22 protein-coding genes are annotated in these 26,655 nt (G+C 61.7%); 7 read left to right on the top strand and 15 right to left on the bottom strand.

All coding sequences use genetic code 11. The features are described from left to right. Positions 1-28: 28 nt before the first annotated feature. The 6 genes from CRX69_RS08610 to mreB form a co-directional block, all read right to left on the bottom strand. Entirely contained in the window at positions 29-3,832 is a 3,804-nt protein-coding gene (locus tag CRX69_RS08610) for a YhdP family protein (protein WP_107321879.1), read from the bottom strand. Between the two features lie 61 nt (positions 3,833-3,893). Then, positions 3,894-5,351 (bottom strand): ribonuclease G, encoded by a 1,458-nt coding sequence (gene rng / locus CRX69_RS08605; RefSeq protein WP_047228677.1) that lies wholly within the window; start codon positions 5,349-5,351, stop codon positions 3,894-3,896. Between the two features lie 56 nt (positions 5,352-5,407). Next, positions 5,408-6,004, bottom strand: a complete 597-nt coding sequence (locus CRX69_RS08600) for a Maf family protein (protein ID WP_047228678.1) — start codon at positions 6,002-6,004, stop codon at positions 5,408-5,410. A gap of 43 nt (positions 6,005-6,047) precedes the next feature. Continuing rightward, positions 6,048-6,536, bottom strand: coding sequence for a rod shape-determining protein MreD (gene mreD, locus CRX69_RS08595; protein ID WP_047228679.1), 489 nt, complete (start codon positions 6,534-6,536; stop codon positions 6,048-6,050). Continuing rightward, positions 6,536-7,609, bottom strand: a complete 1,074-nt coding sequence (gene mreC / locus CRX69_RS08590; protein ID WP_076383560.1) for a rod shape-determining protein MreC — start codon at positions 7,607-7,609, stop codon at positions 6,536-6,538. The genes mreD and mreC overlap by 1 nt, the downstream gene beginning before the upstream one ends. Positions 7,610-7,751: 142 nt before the next feature. Next, positions 7,752-8,789: a rod shape-determining protein MreB gene (gene mreB / locus CRX69_RS08585; RefSeq protein ID WP_002555108.1), complete on the bottom strand. Its 1,038-nt coding sequence runs from the start codon at positions 8,787-8,789 to the stop codon at positions 7,752-7,754. Between the two features lie 294 nt (positions 8,790-9,083). Here mreB and gatC point away from each other — a divergent pair, with 294 nt between their 5' ends. From gatC to CRX69_RS08555, 6 genes are all read left to right on the top strand, one after another. Then, positions 9,084-9,371, top strand: a complete 288-nt coding sequence (gatC, locus tag CRX69_RS08580; protein ID WP_047228681.1) for an Asp-tRNA(Asn)/Glu-tRNA(Gln) amidotransferase subunit GatC — start codon at positions 9,084-9,086, stop codon at positions 9,369-9,371. Positions 9,372-9,387: 16 nt separating this feature from the next. Next, positions 9,388-10,839: an Asp-tRNA(Asn)/Glu-tRNA(Gln) amidotransferase subunit GatA gene (gene gatA / locus CRX69_RS08575; RefSeq protein WP_107321878.1), complete on the top strand. Its 1,452-nt coding sequence runs from the start codon at positions 9,388-9,390 to the stop codon at positions 10,837-10,839. Between the two features lie 10 nt (positions 10,840-10,849). After that, entirely contained in the window at positions 10,850-12,295 is a 1,446-nt protein-coding gene (gatB, locus tag CRX69_RS08570) for an Asp-tRNA(Asn)/Glu-tRNA(Gln) amidotransferase subunit GatB (protein WP_047228683.1), read from the top strand. 194 nt (positions 12,296-12,489) lie between these two features. After that, positions 12,490-12,867 carry a septal ring lytic transglycosylase RlpA family protein gene (locus CRX69_RS08565; protein ID WP_092394136.1) on the top strand — a complete coding sequence of 126 codons (378 nt, stop codon included), beginning with the start codon at positions 12,490-12,492 and terminating at the stop codon, positions 12,865-12,867. Positions 12,868-12,916: 49 nt separating this feature from the next. Beyond that, positions 12,917-13,978 carry a calcium/sodium antiporter gene (locus CRX69_RS08560; RefSeq protein ID WP_047228693.1) on the top strand — a complete coding sequence of 354 codons (1,062 nt, stop codon included), beginning with the start codon at positions 12,917-12,919 and terminating at the stop codon, positions 13,976-13,978. After that, a complete protein-coding gene (locus CRX69_RS08555; RefSeq protein WP_076383558.1) occupies positions 13,975-14,355 on the top strand; it encodes a carboxymuconolactone decarboxylase family protein in 381 nt (126 codons plus the stop codon). The genes CRX69_RS08560 and CRX69_RS08555 overlap by 4 nt, the downstream gene beginning before the upstream one ends. Before the next feature lie 134 nt (positions 14,356-14,489). Here CRX69_RS08555 and CRX69_RS08550 read toward each other — a convergent pair whose 3' ends face one another. The 5 genes from CRX69_RS08550 to kdgD all read right to left on the bottom strand — a co-directional run bounded on the left by CRX69_RS08550 (position 14,490) and on the right by kdgD (position 21,194). Further along, positions 14,490-15,431, bottom strand: a complete 942-nt coding sequence (locus tag CRX69_RS08550; RefSeq protein WP_047228686.1) for an AEC family transporter — start codon at positions 15,429-15,431, stop codon at positions 14,490-14,492. Between the two features lie 259 nt (positions 15,432-15,690). Further along, positions 15,691-17,244, bottom strand: coding sequence for a galactarate dehydratase (gene garD / locus CRX69_RS08540; RefSeq protein WP_047228687.1), 1,554 nt, complete (start codon positions 17,242-17,244; stop codon positions 15,691-15,693). 13 nt (positions 17,245-17,257) lie between these two features. Then, complete coding sequence (locus tag CRX69_RS08535) at positions 17,258-18,622, bottom strand: MFS transporter (RefSeq protein ID WP_047228688.1); 1,365 nt, start codon at positions 18,620-18,622, stop codon at positions 17,258-17,260. A gap of 85 nt (positions 18,623-18,707) precedes the next feature. Then, on the bottom strand, positions 18,708-20,153 hold the full coding sequence (locus CRX69_RS08530) for an aldehyde dehydrogenase family protein (RefSeq protein WP_047228689.1): 1,446 nt from the start codon (positions 20,151-20,153) through the stop codon (positions 18,708-18,710). A 129-nt stretch (positions 20,154-20,282) separates the two neighbouring features. Next, positions 20,283-21,194, bottom strand: coding sequence for a 5-dehydro-4-deoxyglucarate dehydratase (gene kdgD / locus CRX69_RS08525; protein WP_107321877.1), 912 nt, complete (start codon positions 21,192-21,194; stop codon positions 20,283-20,285). 305 nt (positions 21,195-21,499) lie between these two features. Between kdgD and CRX69_RS08520 the strand changes: the two genes are divergently transcribed. After that, positions 21,500-21,709 (top strand): hypothetical protein, encoded by a 210-nt coding sequence (locus tag CRX69_RS08520; protein WP_107321876.1) that lies wholly within the window; start codon positions 21,500-21,502, stop codon positions 21,707-21,709. A gap of 33 nt (positions 21,710-21,742) precedes the next feature. Here the strand turns inward: CRX69_RS08520 and CRX69_RS08515 are convergent, their stop codons facing one another. The 4 genes from CRX69_RS08515 to CRX69_RS08500 all read right to left on the bottom strand — a co-directional run bounded on the left by CRX69_RS08515 (position 21,743) and on the right by CRX69_RS08500 (position 26,382). Further along, a complete protein-coding gene (locus tag CRX69_RS08515) occupies positions 21,743-22,489 on the bottom strand; it encodes a FadR/GntR family transcriptional regulator (RefSeq protein WP_047229015.1) in 747 nt (248 codons plus the stop codon). Positions 22,490-22,745: 256 nt separating this feature from the next. After that, positions 22,746-24,473 carry an ABC transporter ATP-binding protein/permease gene (locus CRX69_RS08510; protein ID WP_047229016.1) on the bottom strand — a complete coding sequence of 576 codons (1,728 nt, stop codon included), beginning with the start codon at positions 24,471-24,473 and terminating at the stop codon, positions 22,746-22,748. 93 nt (positions 24,474-24,566) lie between these two features. Further along, a complete protein-coding gene (locus CRX69_RS08505) occupies positions 24,567-25,127 on the bottom strand; it encodes a response regulator transcription factor (protein WP_047229017.1) in 561 nt (186 codons plus the stop codon). Further along, the gene (locus CRX69_RS08500) at positions 25,120-26,382 is read right to left on the bottom strand and encodes an ATP-binding protein (RefSeq protein WP_047229018.1); all 1,263 of its coding nucleotides are present in this window, start codon (positions 26,380-26,382) and stop codon (positions 25,120-25,122) included. Before CRX69_RS08500 ends, CRX69_RS08505 begins: the two co-directional genes overlap by 8 nt. Between the last annotated feature and the right edge of the window lie 273 nt (positions 26,383-26,655).

The following is a 26,655-nucleotide window of genomic DNA, read 5'->3' as shown; positions in this document are numbered from 1 at the left end:
GCTCCCACAAGGGGGATGTCATCGCCTGTCAGAACGGCTTGTCGAAGGTAATCTTCGGCTCTTTCCACGGCCCCTTGACGTCGTATCTTACGCTGGCAAAGCGCGCCACACGGTCGCCAATCAGTTTGTCGATCAGAAACAGCGCCCCACCCACCGCTGGCGCGCCGACAATCAGCGCTGCAATCGGCAGGTTGTTGGTCACCGGCAGCGTCACCTGCAACTTGGCGTCGACCCGATCGGCCACCATGTCCAGTGTGCCGTTGAGCTCCAGGTTGCTCGACGGTCCCGTCAGGGTGATGGGTTCACTGGTCACGTAAACACCGTCGCTCGCCACCAGCAGCCCCTTGACCCGATCGTAACTCAAGCCTTTGCCGAACAGGTCAGAGAAGTCCAGGCGCAATCGGCGGCCGATGGAGTTGAAGTTCAGCAAGCCAAATACCCGCAGCGCCTGGGCGCCGCCTTCCAACTCGACGAACTGGCCCTTGCTCAGCGACGCATCCAGACTCCCGGAGAAGCGCTTCGTGGCGACCCACGCTGGCGAGCCAGGCCAGCGACCATCGACGTCCAGGCGGAATTTCTCGCTGGTCACGCTCGGCGCATAGCCCCAGCCCTTGAGCACATCGGCCAGGTTCTTGCCACCAATGCGGCCTTTGTACCAACTGCTGGTGGAGCCGGGGACGCCTTCCCAGCCACCGTTGCCGCTCAAGACCATGCCCTTGAGGCCCATGTCCAGGTTGTTCAAGGCAATGCCCTTGCCTGTCGGACGCACCTTCAACGACCAGGCACCAATGAGGTCGGGCCCCTGGAACAACTGGTCAATGACAATATCCATGGCCGGAATGTTGCGAGGATCGACCGAAGCCAGCGGGTCCGGCGCGTTTTCGTCGGTCTGGACCGTCGGGTCGGCGGCCGGCAGGCGAATGTAGTCAAGCTTGATACCGATCGGTGCGGCCTTCGCGTCCGGCAGACTGGCGGTGCCCTTGGCCTGCTCGCTGGCAAGTCGCAAAGCCCAGGCGTCAGGCTTGCGGTCCAGTTGCACCGAAGCCCGGTCCAGGGTCGTGCCCATGGCGGTGAGCTTGCCGATGTTCAGATCGACGCTGCTAAGCAGCTGTTTGGCGCTACCGCCCGGATCCTGCCCCGCATACTTGCCCACCAGCTCCTGCCACGGACTCACATCCAGCTGCGACAGCGTCCCGCGCAGGCGCAGGCCCTTGCCTCCCGGCAGAATCGCATCACCGTTACCGAGCAAGAGTTCACCGCGACCGTCTGCAACCTGTCCATTCGGCGCCGCGTAGGTGAAGCTGGCCAGGTCGCCATAATCCACCCAGTAACGGCGCTCCGCGCCTTGCAAGGTCATGCGAAACACCGTGTCACGCCCGGCATCGGGCGCCAACCCGAAGGGCGCGGGCAGATCCACGGCCACGCCCTTGAGACTGGAACTGACCGACAGTTGGCTGTCGGCACCGTCGAGGATCACCTGCAACTGATACGGCACCACGCCAGTCACCGGCAATGGTTGTGTAACCTTCAGCCAGTCAGTGAGTTTCTTGACCTCCACCTGTCCGGAGGCGGCCACCCGCGTAGTCAGTTCACCGGCACGGCCTTCGGCAAAAATCTGCGCGGTCACGGGCCGGTCGAACGCTCGGGCCGCGATATTCTTGCCGCTCAGTCCTTTGTTGCTGTCGAAGCGGAAATCGCCCTTGAGCTGCGTCAGCTCCAGCACCGGCTCGCTGAGCTTGAGCCGGGCCTTGTCGGTCTTGAAGTCCACCAGAATCTTCGGTTGCTCGCCTTTCGCCAAAGGAATATCCAGCTTCACACTGCCTTGCAGGTCGCCCTCGCCTTCCCAGCCGGCGAATGTCTGCGCCGTACCGATCGGCGCCGTCTGCAGGATCTTCAAACCGTCGCCCAAGCCACCGGCGAACTCGCCGTCCAACAGCAGATGGGAATTCTGGCCGCTGGGCACATGGGGGATGTTCACCGAAACATTCCTGACCTGGGTGTCCAGCAACTGCCCCTGGCTGGCAAAGATGCGCACGCCGCTGTCTTCGACGAAAACATCCCCGCTGACCTTGCTCACCGAAGGCCACCCCGGCTGGAAGGCCAGCTCGGCATCATGCACCTTGAAAAACAGGCTGATGCTGCGTGCCGCGTCTTCGGCACCGTGGTTCAGCGAACCTTGATACTGGAAAAAACCCTGATCCACCGCGCCCTTGACGATTGCCGTGCGCAGCCACTCATCCAGCGCAGGGCTCAGGACAGCAGGCAGATACTTGGCGGTATAGCGACCGTCGCCATCCACCAGGCCGACCCGCAGGTCCATGTAGTCTTCCTGGCTGTGGTCGAAATGCAGGCGAATCAGGAAGTCACCGGCAATCCGGCCCTCCTCCCCCAGTACCTTCAGGTACGGCGCAATCAGCGTGAAACCCTGCTTGTCCAATTTCCAGGTCAGCCGGGCGTTAGCCTGCAAGTATTGCCAGGGCTTGGCGAAGATCGGGTCCAGGTGCAGGGAAAAATCCTTGCTGTCCATGCGCAGCTCACCGCCGCCCAGGTCGCCGCTCAGGCTCCCGGACACGTTGCGCGCCGCCGGGGCGCCGCGATAGGCATCAAAGCCTACGGTGTCCAGGTTGGTGGCGAAGCTGACTTTCTGATCACCGCTGTTCTGCGGGCGGTAGTCCACCAGCACGTTGCGCAGGCCGCCCGTGAACTTGAGCCGGTCGATTGCCGTGGCAACGCCTTCGGGCAACGGCGCCAGGGCATGGAGCAACGGCGTCAGCGGCGTGAGGTCGAGGCGATCAGCCTGCACGTGCCAGAGTTCTTCGGTTTTTTCGGTGGCGTTGTTCTGTTGCAACTGCAGGCGCGATTCCCAACGGGTTTCGCCCAGGCTCATTGCCAGGGAATCGAAGGTTGCGCTGAATCCCTGGTCGCTGCGCTGGAAATACCCGTTGAGCGCCAGGTTATGGATCTGCACCGGCTTGCGCTCGGCATAGGCGCCCTGGATGTCCGGCGCGTTCAGTCGAATGGCCGCGCTTTGCACGGTGCCCGCGCCCCAGCTCAGCCAGAACTCTGCGCCAGCCTTGATCCGGGAAAAATGCCATTGTCGGGTCAGGCGTTCCGGCAGCCATTTGGACCAATCGCTTTGCGGCAGACTCAGGTAGACATCAGCCTGGCCGTTCTGCCAGTCGCTGGCACGGATACGGGTGCGCAGGTTGATCGCGACGGGTTGGCCGTCAGGCAGGGTCAGTCGGGCATCCAGACGCTGACGGGCAACACCAGTGCGCAGGCTCAGGCCAACATAGGTCAGGGTCAGCGGTGGTTGTTCCAGCGGCTGCAAGGTCACCTGGCTGTCGAGCACCGACAGCTTCGAGATCATCTGCATGCGCTCGAGCAGTTGCTGGGGATCCAAGGGCTGATCGTCCTGCACTGGCAGCCCCTCCAGGGCCCACTTGCCGTCGGCGCCTTCCTTGAGGCTGATCTTCAGGCCGCTGAGTTCCAGGTGAGCAATGCGCACCTGACGCGCCACCAGGCTGCCCCACAAGTCCGGCACGGCCCGCACCTGATCCAGATGCAAGGCATTGGCGCCCTCGCCGACCATCACGTCGTGGGCCAGCAGGATGGGGGCCAGGGCGCTCCAGCTACCGTCCAGGCTGCCGATATGCACGGGGATGCCCAACGCTTCGCTGGCGCGGGTCTGGACCTCGGCGCGGTATTCGGCCACCAGCGGAGCCAGTTCTCGCCCGAGGCTGACATACAGTGCCACCAGCACCAACAGCAGCGCGCACAGGCCCAGGCCCCAACGGGTCAGCGCGGCCAAAATGCGTGTCAGACGCTCCATGTCAGCGGGCTCCCCTGGCAAAAGTATTCAAATCCGCGGGGCTGCCGCTCATCAAGCCACTTCAGAGCAGCACCACGTCGTATTGTTCCTGGGAATACATGGTTTCCACCTGAAAGCGAATCGTGCGACCGATAAAGGCCTCCAGTTCCGCAACGTTCCCTGACTCTTCATCGAGCAGGCGATCCACCACTTTCTGGTTCGCCAACACTCTATAACCTGTGGCCTGGTAAGCGCGTGCCTCCCGGAGGATTTCCCGGAAGATTTCGTAACACACGGTTTCCGGGGTCTTGAGCTTGCCCCGGCCCTGGCAACTGCTGCACGGTTCGCACAGCACCTGCTCAAGGCTCTCGCGAGTGCGCTTGCGGGTCATCTGCACCAGGCCCAGCTCGGTGATCCCGATGATGTTGGTCTTGGCGTGGTCGCGCTCGAGTTGTTTTTCCAGGGTCCGCAGCACCTGGCGCTGGTGCTCTTCGTGCTCCATGTCGATGAAGTCGATGATGATGATTCCGCCCAGGTTGCGCAGGCGCAGCTGACGGGCGATGGCGGTGGCCGCTTCCAGGTTGGTCTTGAAGATGGTTTCTTCGAGGTTGCGATGGCCGACGAACGCCCCAGTGTTGACGTCAATGGTGCTCATGGCCTCGGCCGGGTCCACCACCAGGTAGCCGCCGGACTTGAGCGGCACCTTACGCTCCAGGGCCTTCTGGATTTCGTCTTCGACGCCGTACAGGTCGAAAATCGGCCGCTCGCCGGGGTAATGCTCGAGACGATCAGCGATTTCCGGCATCAGCTCCGCCACAAACTGGGTGGTTTTCTGGAAGGTTTCCCGGGAATCGATGCGGATTTTCTCAATCTTGGGGCTGACCAGGTCCCGCAGGGTCCGCAATGCCAGACCGAGGTCTTCGTAGATCACGCTGGGGGTGGCGATGGTCTTGATCTGATCGGCAATCTGGTCCCAGAGCCGGCGCAAATAGCGGATGTCCATGAGAATTTCATCGGCCCCGGCCCCTTCGGCGGCGGTGCGCAGGATGAAACCTCCAGCTTCCTTGATGCCCTCTTTCTCCACGCAATCGCTGACCACCTGCTTGAGGCGCTCGCGCTCGGCTTCATCTTCGATCTTCAGGGAAATGCCGACGTGAGCGGTACGCGGCATGTACACCAGGTAGCGCGACGGAATCGACAGCTGCGTGGTCAAGCGCGCGCCCTTGGAACCGATGGGGTCCTTGGTGACCTGGACCACCAGGCTCTGGCCTTCATGAACCAGGGCACTGATGCTCTCCACGGCCGGGCCTTCACGCATGGATATTTCCGAGGCATGAATGAACGCCGCACGATCCAGGCCAATATCGACGAACGCCGCCTGCATGCCCGGCAACACCCGCACCACCTTGCCTTTATAGATATTGCCGACGATGCCACGTTTTTGCGTGCGCTCGACGTGAACTTCTTGCAGAACACCGTTTTCAACCACCGCCACGCGCGATTCCATCGGCGTGATGTTGATCAGGATCTCTTCACTCATGGCAGGGTCTCGTTCAGGCGTGTTCACGATAATGGCCGCATCAAGTCAGACGGCGCTCAGCGCGCGCTCAGGGTTTGCCAACAGGGTATGCCGAAATGGCCCAACAGCTCCGAGGTTTCGCACAGCGGCAGGCCGACCACAGCTGAATAGCTGCCTTCAAGCCCGGCGACGAATACCGCCCCCAAGCCCTGAATACCATAGCCGCCGGCCTTGTCCCGGGGCTCACCGCTGTTCCAATAGGCTAGCGCTTGTTGTTCGGTGATGGAGCGAAAGCTGACCCGGCTGCGCACCACACAGGATTCACAACGTTGCCCGTCCAGTACCGCAATGGCGGTCAGCACCTCATGGTCACGACCGGACAGGCTCAAAAGCATCGCCATTGAGTCGGCCTGATCCAGCGGCTTGCCCAGAATCCGCCCGTCCAGCACCACGGCGGTGTCGGCACCCAGCACGCAGCCGTCCATGCCTGCGGGCAAAGCACGTCGCCCGGCCTCAGCCTTGCCGCGCGCCAGACGTTCGACATAGGCCGAAGGGGTTTCGTCATCCAGGGGAGTTTCGTCGATGTCTGCGCTGACGGCGGTGAATGGCACACCGATCTGCGTGAGCAACTCACGCCGACGCGGCGAGCCCGAGGCGAGGTAAAGCGGTTTCATCAAGACATCTCCCTCTCAAGGTGCGGGCCAATGCCTGACCGAATCAGTTGATTTTGAAACGCAGGCGCAAGCCACGCAAACCGAAGCTGACCCACGGCCAGAGCAAGGCACTGACCAGTGCCGGCAACACCAGCGCCAGGGTCGGCTGTCGATTGCCGGTCAGCGCGCTGAGCCACAGCTGCACCAGCTGCGCCAGGCCGAAAATCACCAGGATCACCAGGCACTGCTGCCACATGGGGAACATCCGCAGGCGTTGTTGCAGCGATAGCACCAGGAACGTGATCAGCGTCAGGATCAGCGCGTTCTGCCCCAGCAACGTGCCATAAAGCACGTCTTCGGCCAGCCCCAGGCACCAGGCGGTGACCATGCCGACCTTGTGCGGCAGCGCCAGCGCCCAGAATGCCAGCAGCAGCGCCAGCCACAGCGGGCGCAGGATTTCCATGAATTGTGGCAGCGGCGAAACGCTGAGCAACAGGCCGATGGCGAACGTCAGCCAGACCATCCAGCCGTTACCGGAATGTGTACTGCTCATTATTCTCGTGCTCCCCTGGTGGCTGGCGCGGTGGCCGGCGTGGAGACAGGCGGTTTGGCCGCGGGCCTTGCGGGTTGAGTCGCCGGGGCTTGGGTGGCCGGCGTTGGCGCCGGGGTCGTTGCAGCCGGGGCAGGTGCCGGTGTTGTGCCCGGGACTGTCGCCGGGGTAACCGGGGTCGCGGTCGAGTCGATGTTCTGCCGATCCTCGGCCTCCTGGGCCACGGCGGCGTCGTTGGCGCGCTCTTCCGGGGTGCGGTTGTCGCTGAATACCAGCAGCAGGTATCGACTGCGATTCAGCGCAGCCGTTGGCACCGCACGCACGATAGCGAACGGCTGACCTGAGTCGTGTATGACCTCCTTGACCGTCGCCACCGGATACCCGGCCGGGAATCGCTGACCGAGACCGGAACTGACCAGCAGGTCGCCTTCCTTGATGTCGGCGGTGTCTGCGACGTGCCGCAGCTCCAGGCGCTCCGGATTACCGGTGCCACTGGCAATCGCCCGCAAGCCGTTGCGGTTGACCTGCACGGGAATGCTGTGGGTGGTATCGGTCAGCAACAGCACGCGAGAGGTGTAGGGCATCAACTCCACCACCTGCCCCATCAGGCCGCGAGCATCGAGTACCGGCTGGCCGAGGACAACACCGTCGCGCTCACCCTTGTTGATGATGATGCGGTGGGTAAAGGGATTGGGGTCCATGCCGATCAACTCGGCCACTTCGACCTTCTCGTTGACCAGCGCCGAGGAATTGAGCAACTCGCGCAGCCGCACGTTTTGCTCGGTGAGGGCCGCCAGCTTCTGCATGCGTCCCTGCAACAGCAGGTTCTCGGTCTTGAGTTTTTCGTTTTCGGCCACCAGCTCGGTCCGGCTGCCAAACTGGCTGGCCACACCCTGCCACAAGCGCTGCGGCAAATCGGTGATCCAGTAGGATTCCATCAATACCAGCGACATCTGGCTGCGCACTGGCTTGAGCAGCGTGAAACGGGCATCGACCACCATCAGCGCGACCGACAGCACGGTCAGCACCAGCAGGCGCACACCCAATGAGGGGCCTTTGGCGAAAAGCGGTTTAATAAGCCGCTCCTCCCAGGCAAATGTTTTCTTTATTCATACGGCATCAAACCGGCCTGGATACGAATGACAGAAGATAAACGTCAACGGGCAGCACTGCAAAGTGCTGCCCGGGGAGCGAACAACATAGACCATCCAGGCGGGCTTATTCGCTGGAGAGCAGATCCATGGTGTGCTTGTCCATCATTTCCAATGCACGGCCACCGCCGCGGGCAACGCAAGTCAGCGGGTCTTCGGCAACGATCACCGGCAAGCCGGTTTCCTGAGCCAGCAGCTTGTCGAGGTCACGCAACAGCGCGCCACCACCGGTCAGCACCAGGCCGCGCTCGGCGATGTCCGACGCCAGTTCCGGCGGCGACTGCTCCAGAGCACTCTTGACCGCCTGCACGATGGTCGCCAGCGACTCTTGCAGTGCTTCGAGCACTTCGTTGGAGTTGAGGGTGAAGGCACGTGGAACGCCTTCAGCCAGGTTACGGCCGCGAACGTCGACTTCACGTACTTCGCCGCCCGGATAGGCCGTGCCGATTTCCTGCTTGATGCGCTCGGCGGTGGATTCGCCGATCAGGCTGCCGTAGTTGCGGCGCACGTAGGTGATGATCGCTTCGTCGAAACGGTCGCCGCCCACACGTACGGACTCGGCGTAGACCACACCGTTGAGGGAGATCAAGGCGATTTCAGTGGTACCACCACCGATATCGACGACCATCGAACCACGGGCCTCTTCGACCGGCAGGCCGGCACCGATGGCAGCGGCCATCGGTTCTTCGATCAGGAACACTTCACGGGCACCGGCGCCAAGGGCCGACTCACGGATGGCACGACGCTCCACCTGGGTGGACTTGCAGGGCACGCAGATCAGCACGCGAGGGCTGGGCTGCAGGAAACTGTTTTCGTGAACTTTGTTGATGAAGTACTGCAGCATCTTTTCGCAGACGCTGAAGTCGGCGATCACGCCGTCCTTCATGGGGCGAATGGCTGCAATGTTGCCCGGAGTACGGCCCAGCATGCGCTTGGCTTCGGTACCGACAGCCACGACACTCTTCTGGTTACCGTGGGTGCGGATGGCCACGACCGAGGGTTCATTCAGGACGATACCGCGCTCGCGCACGTAAATAAGGGTGTTGGCAGTGCCCAGGTCAATGGAAAGATCGCTGGAAAACATGCCACGCAGTTTCTTGAACATGGGAAAGGGACCCTAGGCAACGCGTGGGTAAAAAAGTGCGGCAAACTCTAACAACGACAGGGATTTTGGGCAAGGCGCCAATATGTTAAATTGGCCGCTTTTCTGTGCACCAAACCCCGAAATCGCGGCCAATGCCCTGTTTCGCAGATACGTTCCTTTGTTGACGACAATAGAGGCCGTCAAAAAGGAACAGTATTTGTGATACAGGGCACTGGACCGTAGAAATGCGGTAGTGTTCCGACAATCTAACACACGGACAGATTGCGTCCGTTTTGTTTTCCACTGGAGAATCCCATGGCGCTTGAACGCTCCGACGTGGAAAAAATCGCTCACCTGGCCTGTCTGGGCCTCGATGAAGCCGATCTTCCACACATTACTTCTGCCCTGAACAGCATTCTGGGGCTGGTCGACGAGATGCAGGCGGTCAACACCGACGGCATCGAACCCCTGGCCCACCCACTGGAAGCCAGCCAGCGCCTGCGCGCCGACGTCGTGACCGAGTCCAATCACCGCGAGGCCTACCAGTCCATCGCACCAGCGGTCGAAAACGGCCTGTACCTGGTTCCGAAAGTCATCGACTAAAGGGAAAGAGCCTCTCATGCATCACATGACCCTGGCCGAGATCGCCCGCGGACTCGCCGATAAAAAGTTTTCTTCCGAAGAGCTGACCCAGGCCCTCCTGGCGCGCATCGCCCAGCTCGACCCGCAGCTCAACAGCTTCATCAGCCTCACCGAAGAACTGGCCCTGAGCCAGGCCAAGGCCGCCGACGCCCGTCGCGCCAACGGTGAGAGCGGCGCCCTGCTCGGCGCACCGATTGCCCACAAGGATCTGTTCTGCACCCAGGGCATCCGCACCAGTTGCGGCTCGAAGATGCTCGACAACTTCAAGGCCCCGTACGATGCCACCGTGGTCGCCAAACTGGCCGCAGCCGGCGCCGTGACCCTGGGCAAGACCAACATGGACGAATTCGCCATGGGTTCGGCCAACGAGTCGAGCTACTACGGCGCAGTGAAAAACCCGTGGAACCTGGAACACGTACCGGGTGGCTCGTCCGGTGGTTCCGCTGCCGCCGTGGCCGCGCGCCTGCTGCCGGCCGCCACCGCCACCGACACTGGCGGTTCGATTCGCCAGCCGGCGGCGTTTACCAACCTCACGGGCCTCAAGCCGACCTATGGCCGCGTATCGCGCTGGGGCATGATCGCCTACGCCTCCAGCCTCGACCAGGGCGGTCCGCTGGCCCGCACCGCCGAAGACTGCGCGATCCTGCTGCAAGGCATGGCTGGCTTCGATCCGAACGACTCCACCAGCATCGATGAACCGGTGCCGGACTACAGCGCCAGCCTCAACGGCTCGTTGCAGGGCCTGCGCATCGGCGTGCCGAAGGAATATTTCAGCGCCGGCCTGGACCCGCGCATCGCCGAGCTGACCCACAACAGCATCAAGGAGCTGGAGAAGCTCGGCGCGGTGATCAAGCCAATCAGCCTGCCGAACATGCAGCACGCGATTCCGGCGTACTACGTGATCGCCCCGGCGGAAGCGTCCTCGAACCTGTCGCGTTTCGACGGCGTGCGCTTCGGCTATCGCTGCGAAAATCCGGACAACCTGATGGACCTGTACAAGCGCTCCCGTGGCGAAGGCTTCGGCGCCGAAGTGCAGCGCCGGATCATGGTCGGTGCCTACGCGCTGTCCGCCGGCTACTACGATGCCTACTACCTCAAGGCGCAGAAAATCCGTCGCCTGGTGAAGAACGACTTCATGGCCGCCTTCAACGAGGTCGACATCATCCTTGGCCCAACCACGCCGAACCCGGCCTGGAAACTCGGCGCCAAGAGCAGCGACCCGGTCGCTGAGTACCTGGAAGACGTCTACACCATCACCGCCAACCTCGCTGGCCTGCCGGGCCTGTCCATGCCGGCCGGTTTCGTCGATGGCCTGCCGGTGGGTGTGCAGTTGCTCGCACCGTACTTCCAGGAAGGCCGCCTGCTCAATGTGGCTCACCAGTATCAGTTGAACACTGACTGGCACACCCGCACCCCAACCGGCTTCTGAGGAGAAACACATGCAATGGGAAGTCGTGATCGGGCTGGAGATTCATACCCAGCTCACCACCCGGTCGAAAATCTTTTCCGGTAGCTCCACCACGTTCGGCTCCGAGCCCAACACCCAGGCCAGCCTGGTCGACCTGGGCATGCCCGGCGTGTTGCCGGTGCTCAACGCCGAAGCCGTGCGCATGGCGGTGATGTTCGGCCTGGCGATTGACGCCGAGATTGGCCAGCACAACGTATTCGCCCGCAAGAACTACTTCTATCCGGACCTGCCCAAGGGCTACCAGATCAGCCAGATGGAGTTGCCGATTGTCGGCAAGGGCCACCTGGACATCGCCCTGGAAGACGGTACGGTCAAGCGCGTCGGCATCACCCGTGCGCACCTGGAAGAAGACGCCGGCAAGAGCCTGCACGAAGAATTCAACGGTGCCACCGGCATCGACCTGAACCGTGCCGGCACGCCGTTGCTGGAAATCGTCTCTGAACCGGACATGCGCAGTGCCAAGGAAGCCGTGGCCTACGTCAAGGCGATCCACGCGCTGGTGCGCTACCTGGGCATTTGCGACGGCAACATGGCCGAAGGCTCGCTGCGTTGCGACTGCAACGTGTCGATCCGGCCCAAGGGCCAGGTTGAATTCGGCACCCGCTGCGAGATCAAGAACGTCAACTCGTTCCGTTTCATCGAGAAGGCGATCAACAGCGAGATCCAGCGCCAGATCGAACTGATCGAGGACGGCGGCAAGGTCATCCAGCAGACTCGCCTGTACGACCCGAACAAGGACGAGACCCGTCCGATGCGCAGTAAAGAGGAAGCCAACGACTACCGTTACTTCCCCGACCCGGACCTGCTGCCGGTGGTGATCGAGGACTCGTTCCTCAATGACGTACGTGCCACCTTGCCGGAACTGCCACCCCAGAAACGCGAGCGCTTCCAGGCGCAGTTCGGGCTGTCGAGCTATGACGCCAACGTCCTGGCCACCAGCCGCGAACAGGCCGATTACTTCGAAAAAGTCGTGAGCATCGGCGGCGACGCCAAGCTGGCGGCCAACTGGGTGATGGTCGAGTTGGGCAGCCTGCTGAACAAGCAGGGCCTGGAGATCGACCAGTCGCCGGTATCGGCCGAGCAACTGGGCGGCATGCTGTTGCGGATCAAGGACAACACCATTTCCGGCAAGATCGCCAAAATGGTCTTCGAAGCCATGGCCAACGGTGAAGGCAGCGCCGATGAGATCATTGAGAAGCGCGGCCTGAAGCAAGTCACCGACACCGGTGCGATCAGCGCCGTACTCGATGAAATGCTCGCGGCCAACGCCGAGCAAGTCGAGCAATACCGCGCGGCAGACGAAGCCAAGCGCGGCAAGATGTTCGGTTTCTTCGTCGGCCAGGCCATGAAAGCCTCCAAGGGCAAGGCCAACCCGCAACAGGTCAACGAACTGCTCAAAAGCAAGCTTGAGGGCTGATGACCATGGAGCCAGATTTCAAGCCTGGCTCCACTCTCCCTTGTGGGAGAGATCCTGTGGGAGCAAAGCTTGCTCGCGATGAAGACACCTTGATCCATCAGTGGACTGCGTTATCGTTCGTCGCGAGCAAGCTTTGCTCCCACAGGCTTTTCTCTCACTGGCCAGCGCCCCTATCTGTAGTTGGAAACCCCTACATGAAGCGTCTCCTCGGCGCCTGCGCCCTGCTGTCCCTGCTGGCCGGTTGTGCCAGCCAGAGCGGGACGGTCGATCCACACGGCTATGACCAGACCGGCGTCGCCTCTTATTACGGTGCCAGGCACCATGGCAAGCGCACCGCCAGCGGCGAGCGCTTCAACCAGCATGGCCTGACCGCCGCCCATCGCCAGTTGCCGTTCGGCACACGGGTGAAAGTCACCAACCTGAAAAACAACGACAGTGTCGTGGTCCGCATCAACGACCGTGGCCCCTACACTCGTGGCCGCCTGATCGATGTATCCCGCGCTGCCGCCGAGCAACTGGGCATGCTACGCAGCGGCACCGCACGGGTGCGTGTGCAAGCCCTCGACGATTGATAGACGGAGCCCGGACATTTCCCTACTCAATGCCATCCCGCTGCTGAGCCTGATCGAACTGTTCGGTGGCCTGCTGTTGCTGATCGCCGGGGCCGAGCTGCTGGTGCGCGCCGCCGTGGGCCTGGCGGCACGTTTGCAGGTGCGTCCGCTGATCATCGGCCTGACCGTGGTCGCCTTTGGCAGCAGCGCCCCGCAAATGGCCGTCAGCCTGCAAGCGACACTGGCGCAGAACGCCGACATCGCCGTGGGCAGCGTGATCGGCAGCAGCATCTTCAACATCCTCGTCACCCTCGGGTTGTCGGCGCTGATCATTCCGTTGCGCGTCTCGCGTCAACTGGTGCGCCTGGACATCCCGCTGATGATCGGCGCCAGCCTGCTGGTGTTCGTGCTGGCCTGGAACGAGGAACTGACGCAACTGGACGGCGCGTTGCTGTTGATGGCCCTGGCGGTGTACCTGGGCCTGTTGCTGCGCCAGTCGCGGCATTCGGGGCGACCGCATGGGATGGGCGTGGACGTGGCGCAAGTGTCATGGCCCAAAAGCCTGTCGATGATGGTCGTGGGCCTGGCGATGCTGATTTTCGCCGGGCACTTGCTGTTGGGCGCGGCGGTGGAAGTGGCGACGGACCTGGGGCTGTCGGAACGCATCATCGGCCTGACCATCGTCGCCGTCAGCACCTCGCTGCCGGAACTCGCCACCTCGCTGATCGCCGCCCTGCGGGGCCAGCGAGACATTGCCGTGGGCAACGTGATCGGCAGCAACCTGTTCAACCTGCTGGGCGTGCTGGGGGTGACGGCCCTCGCCGCGCCCTCGCCGCTCTCGGTTTCCCCCAATGCTTTGGATTTCGACCTGCCGGTGATGCTCGGCGTGGCGGTGTTGTGCCTGCCGGTGTTCTATTCCGGCTACCGCGTCACCCGCGCCGAAGGCCTGCTGTTTTTGGGCTTGTACCTGGCCTATGGGCTGCATGTGGTGTCGTTCACTACCGGCATGCCTCTGGCCGGCCAACTGGAACGACTGATGCTGTTCTATGTGCTGCCGGCCCTGCTCGCGTTTTTGCTGTTCAGTTCCTTGCGCGCCTGGCGCCGTCAACACCACAAGAGGGATTTGCCATGACCGACACTCCAAAGACCGGCCTGGACATGCGCCGCCAGGTGATGGGCGACGCGTTCGTCGACCGTGCCTTGGGCAACGCCACCGAATTCACCCAGCCGCTGCAGGATTTCGTCAACGAGCATGCCTGGGGCAGCGTCTGGAGCCGCGAAGGCCTGCCGCTCAAAACCCGCAGCCTGATCACCCTCGCCGCCCTCACCGCCCTCAAATGCCCGCAGGAATTGAAAGGCCACGTGCGCGGGGCCTTGAACAACGGCTGTACAGTGGAAGAGATTCGCGAGGCGTTGCTGCATTGCGCGGTGTATGCGGGGGTGCCGGCGGCGATTGATGCGTTTCGGGCGGCGCAGGAAGTGATCGATAGTTATCAGAAATCTGAGTGACTGGGAGATCGCTATCGCGAGCAAGCTCGCTCCCACACGTGATCGCAGGCGGACTGGAAACTTGTGTACACCGCCATCTACTGTGGGAGCGAGCCTGCTCGCGATGGGCCCTCAAGAACACCACAACCCAGAACCTAGATCCACCCACCCCACTGCAACACAAAAATCCCCAGGTTGGTGGTAATCGCCGCCATCAGCGTGGTGATGACGATGATCGCCGCGGCCAGTTCATGGTTGCCATCGGCCGCGCGGGCCATGACGTAACTGGCGGCGGCGGTGGGGCTGCCAAAGTACAGGAACAGAATTCCCAGCTCCGCCCCGCGAAAGCCCCAGAGCCAGGCCCCCAGGGTCGCCAGCAACGGCAGGCCGATCATTTTCACCAGGCTCGAACTCAGGGCCATCTTGCCGCTTTTGCGCAGCGCCGCCAGCGACAGCGTGCCGCCGATGCAGATCAACGCCAGCGGCAAAGTCATCTGGGCAAGGTATTTGGCCGAGGTTTCAAACCAGTTCGGCAGGCCTATCTGCCAATAGGCCAACGGCGCGGCTACGACCACACTGATGATCAGCGGGTTGCTGACCACGCTTTTGCAGATGCTCCAGGGGTCGGACTTGATCACTGGGCTGTAGACCGCCAGCACGATGGTCGACAGGGTGTTGTAGAACAGGATCACCAGCGCCGCGAGTATCGACCCCAGGGAAATCCCGTAGTCGCCATACATGCTCGCCGCCAGTGCCAGGCCGATCACGCCGTTGTTGCCGCGAAAGGCGCCCTGGGTATAGATGCCACGGTCCTCACGCGGGCAACGCCAGATCGCCCAGCCCCAGGCCACGGCAAAGCACACCAGGGTGGCAATGGAGAAATAGATCAGCAGGTCCGGCTGCAATGCCGCGTGGAGATCGGCATGCAGGATGCCGAGGAACAACAGCGCCGGCATGGTGACGTTGAACACCAGGGACGAGGCCATGTGGATGAAGTTGTCGTTGATCCAATAGATGCGCTTGAGCAACGTCCCCAGAAACAACATGGCAAACACCGGTGCGGTGATGTTCAGGGTTTCGAGGAAAATTGCCAGCATGCCGGGGACCTTGAGAAGGGTGTCGTTAGGTGGCTAATGATAGCCACTAACGACACTGGCGTCTGGTAGACCGCTATCGCGAGCAGGCTCGCTCCCACATTTGTTCCTGGGTGAACACAAAATCCATATTCACCACAAACCCCTGTGGGAGCGAGCTTGCTCGCGATAGCGGTGTGTCAGCTTGCATAAATGCTGAATGTACCGCCGTCATCGCGAGCAAGCTCGCTCCCACACTGGATCTCCAGCGATCACGAAATCATCAAGTAATCGGCGCCGGGTTGAACAAGGTGATGTCGTTGTACAGCTTGTGCCGCTCGGCCCAGGTCTGTTTCTTGCCGCTGGCCACGTCCAGGTAGTAATGGAACAGTTCCCAGCCCAGTTCCTCGATGGAGGCGCGCCCGGTGGCGATCCGGCCGGCGTCGATGTCGATCAGGTCCGGCCAGCGCTGGGCCAGTTCGGTGCGGGTCGAGACCTTTACCACCGGCGCCATGGCCAAGCCGTACGGCGTGCCACGGCCGGTGGTGAATACGTGCAGGTTCATCCCCGCCGCCAGTTGCAACGTGCCGCAGACAAAATCACTGGCCGGCGTGGCGCAGAAGATCAGGCCCTTTTGCTTAAAGCGCTCGCCCGGACCCAACACGCCGTTGATCGCACTGCTGCCGGACTTGACGATCGAGCCCAGGGATTTTTCGACGATGTTCGACAGCCCGCCCTTCTTGTTGCCCGGTGTGGTGTTGGCACTGCGATCGGCCTCGCCCTTGGCCAGGTAACGGTCGTACCAGTCCATCTCGCGTACCAGCTCCTGGGCGACTTCCCGGGTTTGCGCCCGGGAGGTCAGCAGGTAGATCGCATCGCGCACTTCGGTGACTTCGGAAAACATCACCGTCGCCCCGGCCCGCAGCAGCAGGTCCGAGGCATAGCCCAGGGCCGGGTTGGCAGTGATGCCGGAAAACGCATCGCTGCCGCCGCACTGCATGCCCAGGATCAGCTCCGAGGCCGGCACGGTTTCGCGGCGGCGCTGGTCGAGTTTCTTCAGCCGGGTTTCGGCCAGTTCCATGATCTGCTCGATCATTTCGATGAAACCGTGACTGGAATCCTGCAAGCGATACAGCCACGGCTCGCTGAGGTCCACCGAGCTGTCGTTCTCATGCATCACCTGCCCGGCCTGCAATTTCTCGCAGCCCAGGCTGATTACCAGCGCTTCGCCCCCCAGGTTCGGGTTGCGTGCCAGATTGCGCACGGTGCGGATCGGGATGTAAGCGTCGGTGGCGGTGATCGCCACGCCGCAGCCGTAGCTGTGGGTCAGCGCCACCACGTCATCGACGTTCGGGTACTTGGGCAGCAATTCGTCCTTGATGCGCTTGACCGCATGGTCCAGCACCCCGGTCACGCACTGCACCGTGGTGGTGATGCCCAGGATGTTGCGCGTGCCCACGGTACCGTCGGCGTTGCGATAGCCCTCGAAGGTGTAGCCTTGCAACGGCGCTTCGGCCGCCGGCACGTCGGTGGACAGCGGCAGGCTGTCCAGCGGCGGCGCGGTGGGCATGCGCAGTTGGTCTTCCTTGACCCAACTGCCACGGGGGATTGGTTGCAATGCGTAGCCAATGACCTGGCCGTAGCGAATCACCTCGCCGCCCTCGGGAATATCTTCCAGGGTGACCTTGTGGCTCTGCGGTACAAAGTCCACGGTGACCAGGCCATCCGGGAACTCAGTCCCGGCTGGCACGCCCTGGTCGTTCACCACAATGACCACGTTGTCCCGCTCATTCAGGCGGATGTAACGGGGCGAATCGGCATGTTCAATCAGTTGCATCGACATCGCTCCTTCAGGATTTCGCTTCAGACAGGCTGGAAAGTTGATCATCCCGGGCCGCGGGCTCTTTGAGCACGACACGCTTGATCGGCCCGACGATCACCAGGTAACTGAACACCGCCATCAGCGCGTTGCAGCCCACGAACACCAGCGCCCATTTGAACGAACCGGTGGAGCTGATGATGTAGCCGATGACGATCGGCGTGGTGATCGATGCCAGGTTGCCGAAGGTGTTGAACAGGCCGCCACTCAGACCGGCGATCTGTTTTGGCGAAGTGTCGGACACCACGGCCCAACCCAGTGCGCCTACGCCTTTACCGAAGAAGGCCAAGGCCATGAAGCCCACCACCATCCATTCGATGTCCACGTAGTTGCACGCCACGATGCTGCTGGACACCAGCAGGCCGGCGATGATCGGCGCCTTGCGAGCGAAGGTCAGCGAGTGGCCCTTGCGCAGCAGGTAGTCGGAAATCACCCCGCCTAGCACGCCACCGATGAAGCCGCAGATCGCCGGCAAGGAGGCGATGAAACCAGCCTTGAGGATGGTCATGCCGCGTTCCTGCACCAGGTACACCGGGAACCAGGTCAGGAAGAAGTAGGTGATGCCGTTGATGCAGTATTGGCCCAGGTACACGCCGAGCATCATGCGGTTGGTCAGCAGTTGGCGGATGTAATCCCACTTCGGACCGTCGGTCTTCTTACCCCTGCCCTTGTCCTGGTCCATGTCGACCATCGCGCCGTTGGCGGCGATGTGATTGAACTCGGCCTCATTGATCATCGGGTGCTGACGCGGGCTGTGGATAACCTTCAGCCAGACCAGCGAGAACACGATACCGACCACGCCCATCACGATGAACACGTGCTGCCAGCCAAAGCGGTAGACGATCCAACCCATCAGCGGCGCAAACAACACCGTGGCGAAATACTGGGCGGAGTTGAAAATCGCCGAAGCGGTGCCGCGTTCAGCGGTGGGGAACCAGGCCGCGACGATGCGGGCGTTACCCGGGAAGGAAGGCGCCTCGGCCAGCCCCACCAGAAAACGCAGCATGAACAGCGCCACCACGGCGGTGGAGACACCGAATTCACCGACATAGCCTTGCAGCACGGTGAACAGCGACCAGGTAAAAATGCTCAAGGCATAGATTTTTTTCGACCCGAACCGGTCAAGCAGCCAGCCGCCCGGGATCTGCCCGGCCACGTAGGCCCAGCCGAAGGCGGAGAAGATATAACCGAGGGTAACGGCATCGATGCCGAGGTCTTTCTGCAGGCTGGAGCCGGCGATAGCGATGGTTGCGCGGTCGGCATAGTTGATCGTTGTCACCAGAAACAGCATGAGCAGGATCAAATAGCGGACGCGAGTCGGCTTGGTTTCTTGCATTTAAATCTACTTCCACTATTTATTTTTATACGGGAAATCTGGTTGTACGGCCGGGCGGGTTGTCCCGCTCCGGCCGGTGTCGCAATTACGATCCGATGTAAGAAGTTTTCACCACGGTGTAGAACTCTTGCGCATAGCGACCTTGCTCGCGCGAGCCATAGGACGAACCTTTGCGGCCGCCGAACGGTACATGGTAATCCACGCCGGCGGTCGGCAGATTGACCATCACCATGCCCGCCTGGGAATGACGCTTGAAGTGGTTGGCATATTTGAGCGAGGTGGTGGCGATACCGGCGGACAGCCCGAACTCGGTGTCGTTGGCCATCGCCAGCGCCGCTTCATAATCGGCCACACGCACGACGTTGGCCACCGGGCCAAAGATTTCTTCGCGGCTGATGCGCATCGAGGCTTCGCTGTCGGCAAACAGTGTCGGTGCCAGGAAATAACCTTCGGTGTCGCACGTCACCAGGCCGCCACCGCTGACCAGCCGCGCACCTTCGCTCTGGCCGATGTCGATGTACTTCAAGTCCTGGTTGAGCTGGGCTTCGGAAACCACCGGCCCGATATCGGTGCCGGCCTTCAAGGCATGACCGACCTTGATCGACTGCATGCGCTCGGCCATGGCAGCGACGAACTTGTCGTGGATGCCGGCGGTCACGATCAGGCGGCTCGAAGCCGTGCAACGCTGGCCGGTGGAGTAGAACGCGCTCTGCACCGCCAGTTCGACAGCCTGTTTGAGATCGGCGTCGTCGAGGATGACCTGCGGGTTCTTGCCGCCCATCTCCAGTTGCACCTTGGCCTGGCGCGCCACGCAATTGACCGCGATCTGCCGCCCCACGCCCACGGAACCGGTGAAGCTGATACCGTCGACCTTCGGGCTGTTGACCAGGACTTCACCGACCACACGGCCGCTGCCCATCACCAGGTTGAACACACCGGCCGGGAAACCGGCGCGGGAAATGATGTCCGCCAGGGCCCAGGCACAACCTGGCACCAATTCGGCGGGCTTGATCACCACACAGTTGCCGTAGGCCAGCGCCGGGGCGATCTTCCAGGCAGGGATCGCGATCGGGAAGTTCCACGGCGTGATCAAACCGACCACACCCAACGCTTCACGGGTGACTTCGACGTTGACGCCCGGGCGCACCGACGGCAAGTAATCGCCCGACAGGCGCAGGCACTCGCCAGCGAAAAACTTGAAAATATTGCCGGCGCGGGTCACTTCGCCAATGGCTTCGGGCAGGGTCTTGCCCTCCTCCCGGGCCAACAGTTGGCCGAGTTCTTCGCGACGGGCGAGGATCTCGCTGCCGACTTTGTCCAGCGCATCGTGACGGGCCTGGATGCCCGAGGTCGACCAGGCCGGGAACGCGGCGCGGGCGGCTTCGATGGCGGCATTGACTTGAGCTGCATCAGCCTTGGCGTATTCACCAATGACATCGGACAAGTCAGACGGGTTGATGTTGGTGCAATAGTCGGCACCGGCCACCCACTGACCGTTGATGTAGTTATCGAAACGCTTTGAATCTGCCACGGAGCTACTCCTTCTACAATAGCTGTCTAGGAACGCAGAGCGTCCCTGGCTGCGTGCCCACGCGGAGCGTGGGAACGATCAAGCCTTACGCAAAAAGCCGCTGATTGCTCAGCGGCTTCGTCGGATCTGTTACTGCTTGCCTTGCTTGTCGATCAGCGCGGCCAGGGCATCGTATTCTTCCGGCAGCAGGTCGGTCAGCGGCGTACGCACAGGGCCTGCGTCGTAGCCGACGATCTTCGCGCCAGCCTTGACGATGCTCACGGCATAACCGGCCTTGCGGTTACGAATGTCCAGGTAAGGCAGGAAGAAGTCGTCGATGATCTTGCCGACGGTCGCGTGATCTTCACGGGAAATGGCGTGGTAGAAATCCATCGCGGTTTTCGGAATGAAGTTGAACACCGCCGAGGAGTAGACCGGCACGCCCAGGGCCTTGTAGGCCGCGGCATAGACTTCTGCGGTCGGCAGGCCGCCCAGGTAGCTGAAACGATCGCCAAGACGACGGCGGATCGACACCATCAATTCGATATCGCCCAGGCCATCCTTATAGCCGATCAGGTTCGGGCAGCGCTCGGCCAGTTGCTCCAAGTGCGTGGCGTTCAGGCGGCAGACGTTGCGGTTGTAAACCACCACGCCGATCTTCACCGATTTGCACACGGCTTCAACGTGGGCGGCTACGCCGTCCTGGCTGGCTTCAGTCAAGTAGTGCGGCAGCAGCAACAGGCCCTTGGCGCCCAGACGCTCGGCTTCCTGAGCGTACTCGATGGCCTGGCGGGTAGCACCGCCGACACCGGCGAGGATTGGCACGCTGGTGGCGCAGGTATCAACAGCTGTCTTGATGACTTGCGAATACTCGCTGGCGGCCAGGGAGAAAAACTCACCGGTGCCACCGGCCGCGAAAAGTGCCGAGGCGCCATACGGGGCCAGCCACTCGAGGCGCTTGACGTAGCTGTCGCGATTGAAATCGCCTTGAGCAGTGAAATCGGTGACCGGGAAAGACAGCAGGCCAGACGAGAGGATGGACTTCAGTTCTTGTGGATTCATTATTCGAACACCCTGGACGCAAATGTTGTGTTGTAGGAAACGGTTCAGCTTCAAGAGAAGTTGTAAGTCATCGTACAACTTAAAATGCGAACGTCAACTGCATTTCGTCTTTTGTCGGGGGTCAGGTGCGCGGAGTTTGGCGAAAAGCCTTTGAGATCGGGCCTTTGAGGTTTGCTGGCAAACTGAGGAATCTTGCCCTGCGAGGGCAGCGGACCGCTCATCGCGACTGTAAGTTATTACAGTTTCGGACGCGGGTGAGGGAGATTGAAAATCGCCTCCTCCCTCCACGAGCAGGTCCATAGGCCATGAAAACCCAACATCGATTTCATTTCCCTAAGGTAACGGGACGCAACGTGCAAGAGTTGCCGTCCGATTTCGACTTCCATGTCAGTATCGGCGACCGTATTGAGTTTGAAGCGATACCGGGAACTGAATGGGTGGTTACCCAAAAAAAATTCAAGGTCCTTTTTGATGGTTCTGTCGAATACGTTGATTACGAAACGGATGAGGCTTGAATCCTCCCTAGCCAAAAGAGCAGTGAAGCGCCTCTAACCCTGCGCCTGCGCCTCTTCATGAGCTTGGCGCAGCCGTTCGCGGCTGTTGGTCAGGTGCAAGCGCATGGCCGCACGGGCCGCGTCGGAGTCCTGGCGGGCGATGGCTTCGTAGATTTCCTCGTGCTCACGGCTCAGGCGGTCCATGTAGTGCTGGTGGTCGTCGTGAGCCAGGCGCGCCGAATTCAACCGGGTGCGCGGGATGATGCTGGTGCCCAGGTGGGTCATGATGTCAGTGAAGTAGCGGTTGCCGGTGGACAGGGCGATTTCAAGGTGGAAGGCGAAGTCCGAGGCCACCGCGTCGCTGGCGTGGGCCGCGCTTTCGTTCAGCGCATCCAGGGCAGCGCGCATCGCAGCCAGTTGCTCGTCGCTGCGGCGCTGGGCTGCAAGGCCTGCCGATTCCACTTCCAGGCTGATGCGCAACTCCAGGATCGCCAGCACGTCACGCAAGGTGACCACCGTCGCCGGGTCGATGCGAAAGCCGCTCGGGCTGGGCGTGTCCAGCACGAAGGTGCCGATGCCGTGGCGGGTTTCCACCTGGCCGGCGGCCTGCAAACGGGAAATCGCCTCGCGCACCACGGTGCGGCTGACGCCATGGGCTTCCATGATCGCCGACTCGGTGGGCAATTTATCGCCACGCTTGAGAAGACCGTCGCGAATCTGCTCGGTCAACACCGTCACCAGCTCCTGCGCCAGGCTGCGGCGCTTGCGGGGAAGGCGTGGTACGTCGATCGGTCTTTCCATGTGTCTGTGTCTCGGCAAGCGGCTGAATGCGCATCATGATAGCGCAACGTGGTTGTACGATCACCGTGCTCCCTGGCGGTCTTGGCAAAGTTTGCCGCCATGCACCGTTGTGGCGAGGGGATTTATCCCCGCTGGGCTGCGGAGCAGCCCTCTTGATCTACCAGCAGATCAATATCGTTGACCTTTGATTTTGAAGGGGCGCTTCGCACCCAACGGGGATAAATCCCCTCGTCACAACGGTGTTCGGCAATGACAATCAGGCGACTACAGCTTGCTCCACCAGTTGGCCATTTTCGATACGCACATGTCGCGGATGGAACCGTTTCAAACTGCTGCGATGGCCAACGCTGACAATGCTCAGCCCCGGCAACTGATCAATCAGCGCCTGGTACAGCGTCGCTTCATCTTCTTCGTCCATCGCCGACGTGGCTTCGTCCATATACAACCATTGTGGTGCGTAGAGCAATGCGCGGGCGAACGCCAGGCGTTGCTGCTCGCCGGGCGAGAGCATGCGCTGCCAATGGTTGGCTTCGTCCAGTCGCGCCACCAGATGCGGCAGGCGACAGGTTTCCAGCACTTGGGCATAACGCTCTGGCGGGTACGTGTCGCCCGGTTGTGGATAACTCAGCGCTTCGCGCAACGTGCCAATGGGCAGATAAGGTTTTTGCGGCAGGAACAGATAACGCGCCGCGGGCAACCGGATCGCGCCGTGGCCATCCGGCCACAAATGCCCCATTGCCCGGAACAGGGTGGATTTACCGCTGCCCGAACGCCCGCTGAGCATCACCCGTTCGCCCGGCTCGACGGTCATGTCGGTATGGCTGAGCAGATGGCGGCCATCGGCCAGGTCCAACCCCAGGTTTTGCACTTTCAATGCATGGCCTTGGTTCTGCACATCGATGGCCGGCACGCGGTCTTCGTTGTCGCTCATGGCCTGGCGGAAGCTCAGCAGACGGTCACACGTGGCGCGCCACGCGGCGAGGTCGGTGTACGCGCTGATGAACCAACTGAAATTCTCCTGCACATTGCCGAACGCCGAGTTGATCTGCATAAGCTCGCCCAGCTGGATTTTGCCGGCGAAGTAGCGCGGCGCGGCGACGATGAACGGGAAGATGATCGCAATCTGGCCGTAGCCGGAGGTGAAGAAGGTCAAGCGCTTGGACACCCGCATGATGTCCCAGAAGTTGTGCCAGACCAGACCAAAGCGGCCACTCAAGCGGCGGTTCTCGTTGGGTTCGCCGTTGTACAAAGCAATGCTCTCGGCGTTCTCACGCACCCGCACCATGGAAAAGCGCAGGTCGGCTTCAAAGCGTTGCTGGTTGTTGTTCAGGCCGATCAAGCGACGGCCGATCAGGTGCGTCAGCCAACTGCCCACCGCCGCATACACCAGCGCACACCAGAACATGTAGCCGGGGATGGTGTAGCCAAACACCTGGATGCTGCCCGACACGCCCCACAAAATGATCGAGAACGACACCAGGCTGACCACGGTGCGCAGCAGCCCCAGGCCCAGGCCCAAGGTGTTGCTGGTAAAACTGTTGAGGTCTTCGGAAATCCGCTGGTCCGGGTTATCGGTGTAACCGCCCTGCTCCAGCCGGTAGTAATTCTTGTCATTGAGCCAACGGGCGAAGTGTTTCTCCGTGAGCCAGGCCCGCCAGCGAATGGTGAGCATCTGCGTGAGGTACAAGCGATACACCGCGCCCAGGATCGCCACTGCAGCGATGCCGCAGAAATACAGGATCAACCGCCAGAACGCGACGCTGTCCTTCTCCTGCAAGGCGTTATAGAAATCCTTGTACCAACTGTTGATCCACACCGAAATCGCCACGCTGAACAGCGACAGCACGATAACGGCTATCAACAGCGTCCAGGCCTTGCCCTTCTCCTCACTGCGCCAGTACGGCGTGGTCATTTGCCAGACACGGCGGAAAAACTGCCCGCGCACCGCATCATTGACCGCGGAATATTCAGCGTTCTGATTCATGGTTAAGGCTCTGTAAAGAAAAAAAACTCGGGCCGATCATAGAACAACGGCCCGATTTGCCGCGAGGGTGGACAACATCTGTTCAGCGCAGGTTCAGCGACGCACGGGGCGCTTCTGCAATTTGCGCTGCAAGGTGCGCCGGTGCATGCCCAGGGCGCGGGCAGTGGCGGAAATGTTGCCTTCGTGCTCGGTCAGCACCCGCTGGATGTGCTCCCATTGCAGGCGGTCCACCGACATGGGGTTTTCCGGCACCAGGGTGTCCAGATCGGCGTGTTCGGACAACAGCGCCGCCAGCACGTCATCGGCGTCGGCCGGTTTGCACAGGTAATTGCAGGCGCCGCGCTTGATCGCCTCGACCGCGGTGGCGATGCTCGAATAGCCGGTGAGGATCACCACGCGCATTTCCGGGTCCAGCTCCAGCAGCTTGGGCAACAGCACCAGGCCGGAGTCGCCGTCCATTTTCAAATCCAGCGCGGCGTAGTCCGGCAGGTCGGCCTGGGCGATGCTCAAGCCCTCCTCGGCGGAACCTGCGGTGCTCACGCGAAAGCCCCGACGGGACATGGCCCGGGCCATGACGCGGGTGAAGGTGGCGTCGTCGTCCACCAGCAACAGATGCGGCAGTTCTTCGCCGTCGACTTGGATCTCGTCACTCATGTTCGTCTCCTCGGTCGGCATGGGGCAGGCGCAGCTCGGTGAGCGTGCCGCCCTCCTCATGGGGGTAGAGTTTCACCGAGCCGCCGGCGCGTGTCACGCTGGCCTTGCTCAAAAACAGGCCCAGGCCGAAACCTTTGCCCTTGGTGGTGTAGAACGGCTTGCCGATTTGCTCGGCAATCGCCAGCGGCACACCGGCGCCATGGTCGCGGATGCTGATGGTCAGCTCGTAGGCATTCCAGTCCAGCGCCACTTCCAGGCCTTCGGGGCAGGCGTCGGCGGCGTTGTTCAACAAGTTGAGCAACGCCTGGGTCAGGTCCGGCGGCGGCGCCATGCGCGGCACCGGTCCTTGACCCAGACGCTGGAAGCGATAACTGGCCTCCGGGCGCATCAGGTGCCAGCGATTCAGGGCCTCGTCGAGCCAGTCGGTGACGTCCTGCATGTCGATGGCCAGCCGGCGATTGGCCTCCGCGGCACGCACCAGGTACTGCAGGGTTTCCTTGCAGAGCTGGACCTGATCCTGCAACACACCGAGGTCTTCCTGCAGCGCCGGGTCGTGATGATCCTGGCGCATCTCCTTGAGCAGTACGCTCATGGTGGCCAACGGCGTGCCCAACTCATGGGCGGCACCCGCGGCCTGGGTCGCCACGGCCAGCAATTGCTCGTCCCGCAGGCCCTCTTCACGGCGAATGGCCCGCAGCTCTTCTTGACGACGCAACTCTTCGGCCATGCGCGCAGCAAAAAACGTAATGACCGCCGCCGCCAGGGCGAAACTCAGCCACATGCCGTAGATCTGCAGGTTTTCCCGAGCGATAGGGAAAGTTTCCAGCGGATAGAAGCGCGCCAGCAACAAGGTGTACAGCGCCAGGGCGATGCCGGACAGGATCAGCGAATACCGCCACGGCAACGTCACCGCGGCGATGGTCAGCGGCACCAGGTAATAGGACACAAAAGGGTTGGTGGAGCCGCCGGAGAAATACAGCAACGCGCTGTGGATAAACAGATCGCAGGCCAGTTGCACGGCGTATTCCAGCTCAGTCACCGGCCACGAGGTGCGCAGACGGATGGCGGTCAGCGCGCACAGTATCGAAGAGCAGGCCAGGGTGATCGCCAATTGCAGCCAGGGCAGCGGCAGCAGCTCGAACCAATAGGCGAGCCCCACGGAGCCGGCCTGGGCGGCCAGGACCAGAATTCGGATAAACGTCAGACGCCAGAGGTTCTGGCGAGAGGCGGAAGTCATTTGCAAAGGGGCGAGCATGAGCTCTCCTGATGAGCGCTCCAGGCGGATCGCACGGAGTATAACCAAGGCGCGGCTTGCACAGGCAGCTATGCGGCAAAGCGCCACAGCCCCGAAATGACACACTAACCATTGTGGCGAGGGGATTTATCCCCGCTGGGGCGCGAAGCGGCCCCCAAAATAAGGTCGGGCACCACGCTGAGCTAGATCATGACAACTCTGGGACTGCTGCGCAGTCCAGCGGGGATAAATCCCCTCGCCACAAAAGCTCCCCTGACCTTCGCATCTGTATAG

The sequence above is a fragment of the Pseudomonas rhizophila genome, from assembly GCF_003033885.1.
Taxonomy (GTDB): domain Bacteria; phylum Pseudomonadota; class Gammaproteobacteria; order Pseudomonadales; family Pseudomonadaceae; genus Aquipseudomonas; species Aquipseudomonas rhizophila.
The sequence above is the reverse complement of the archived record's forward strand: the minus strand, read 5'-3'. Positions and strand labels throughout refer to the sequence as shown.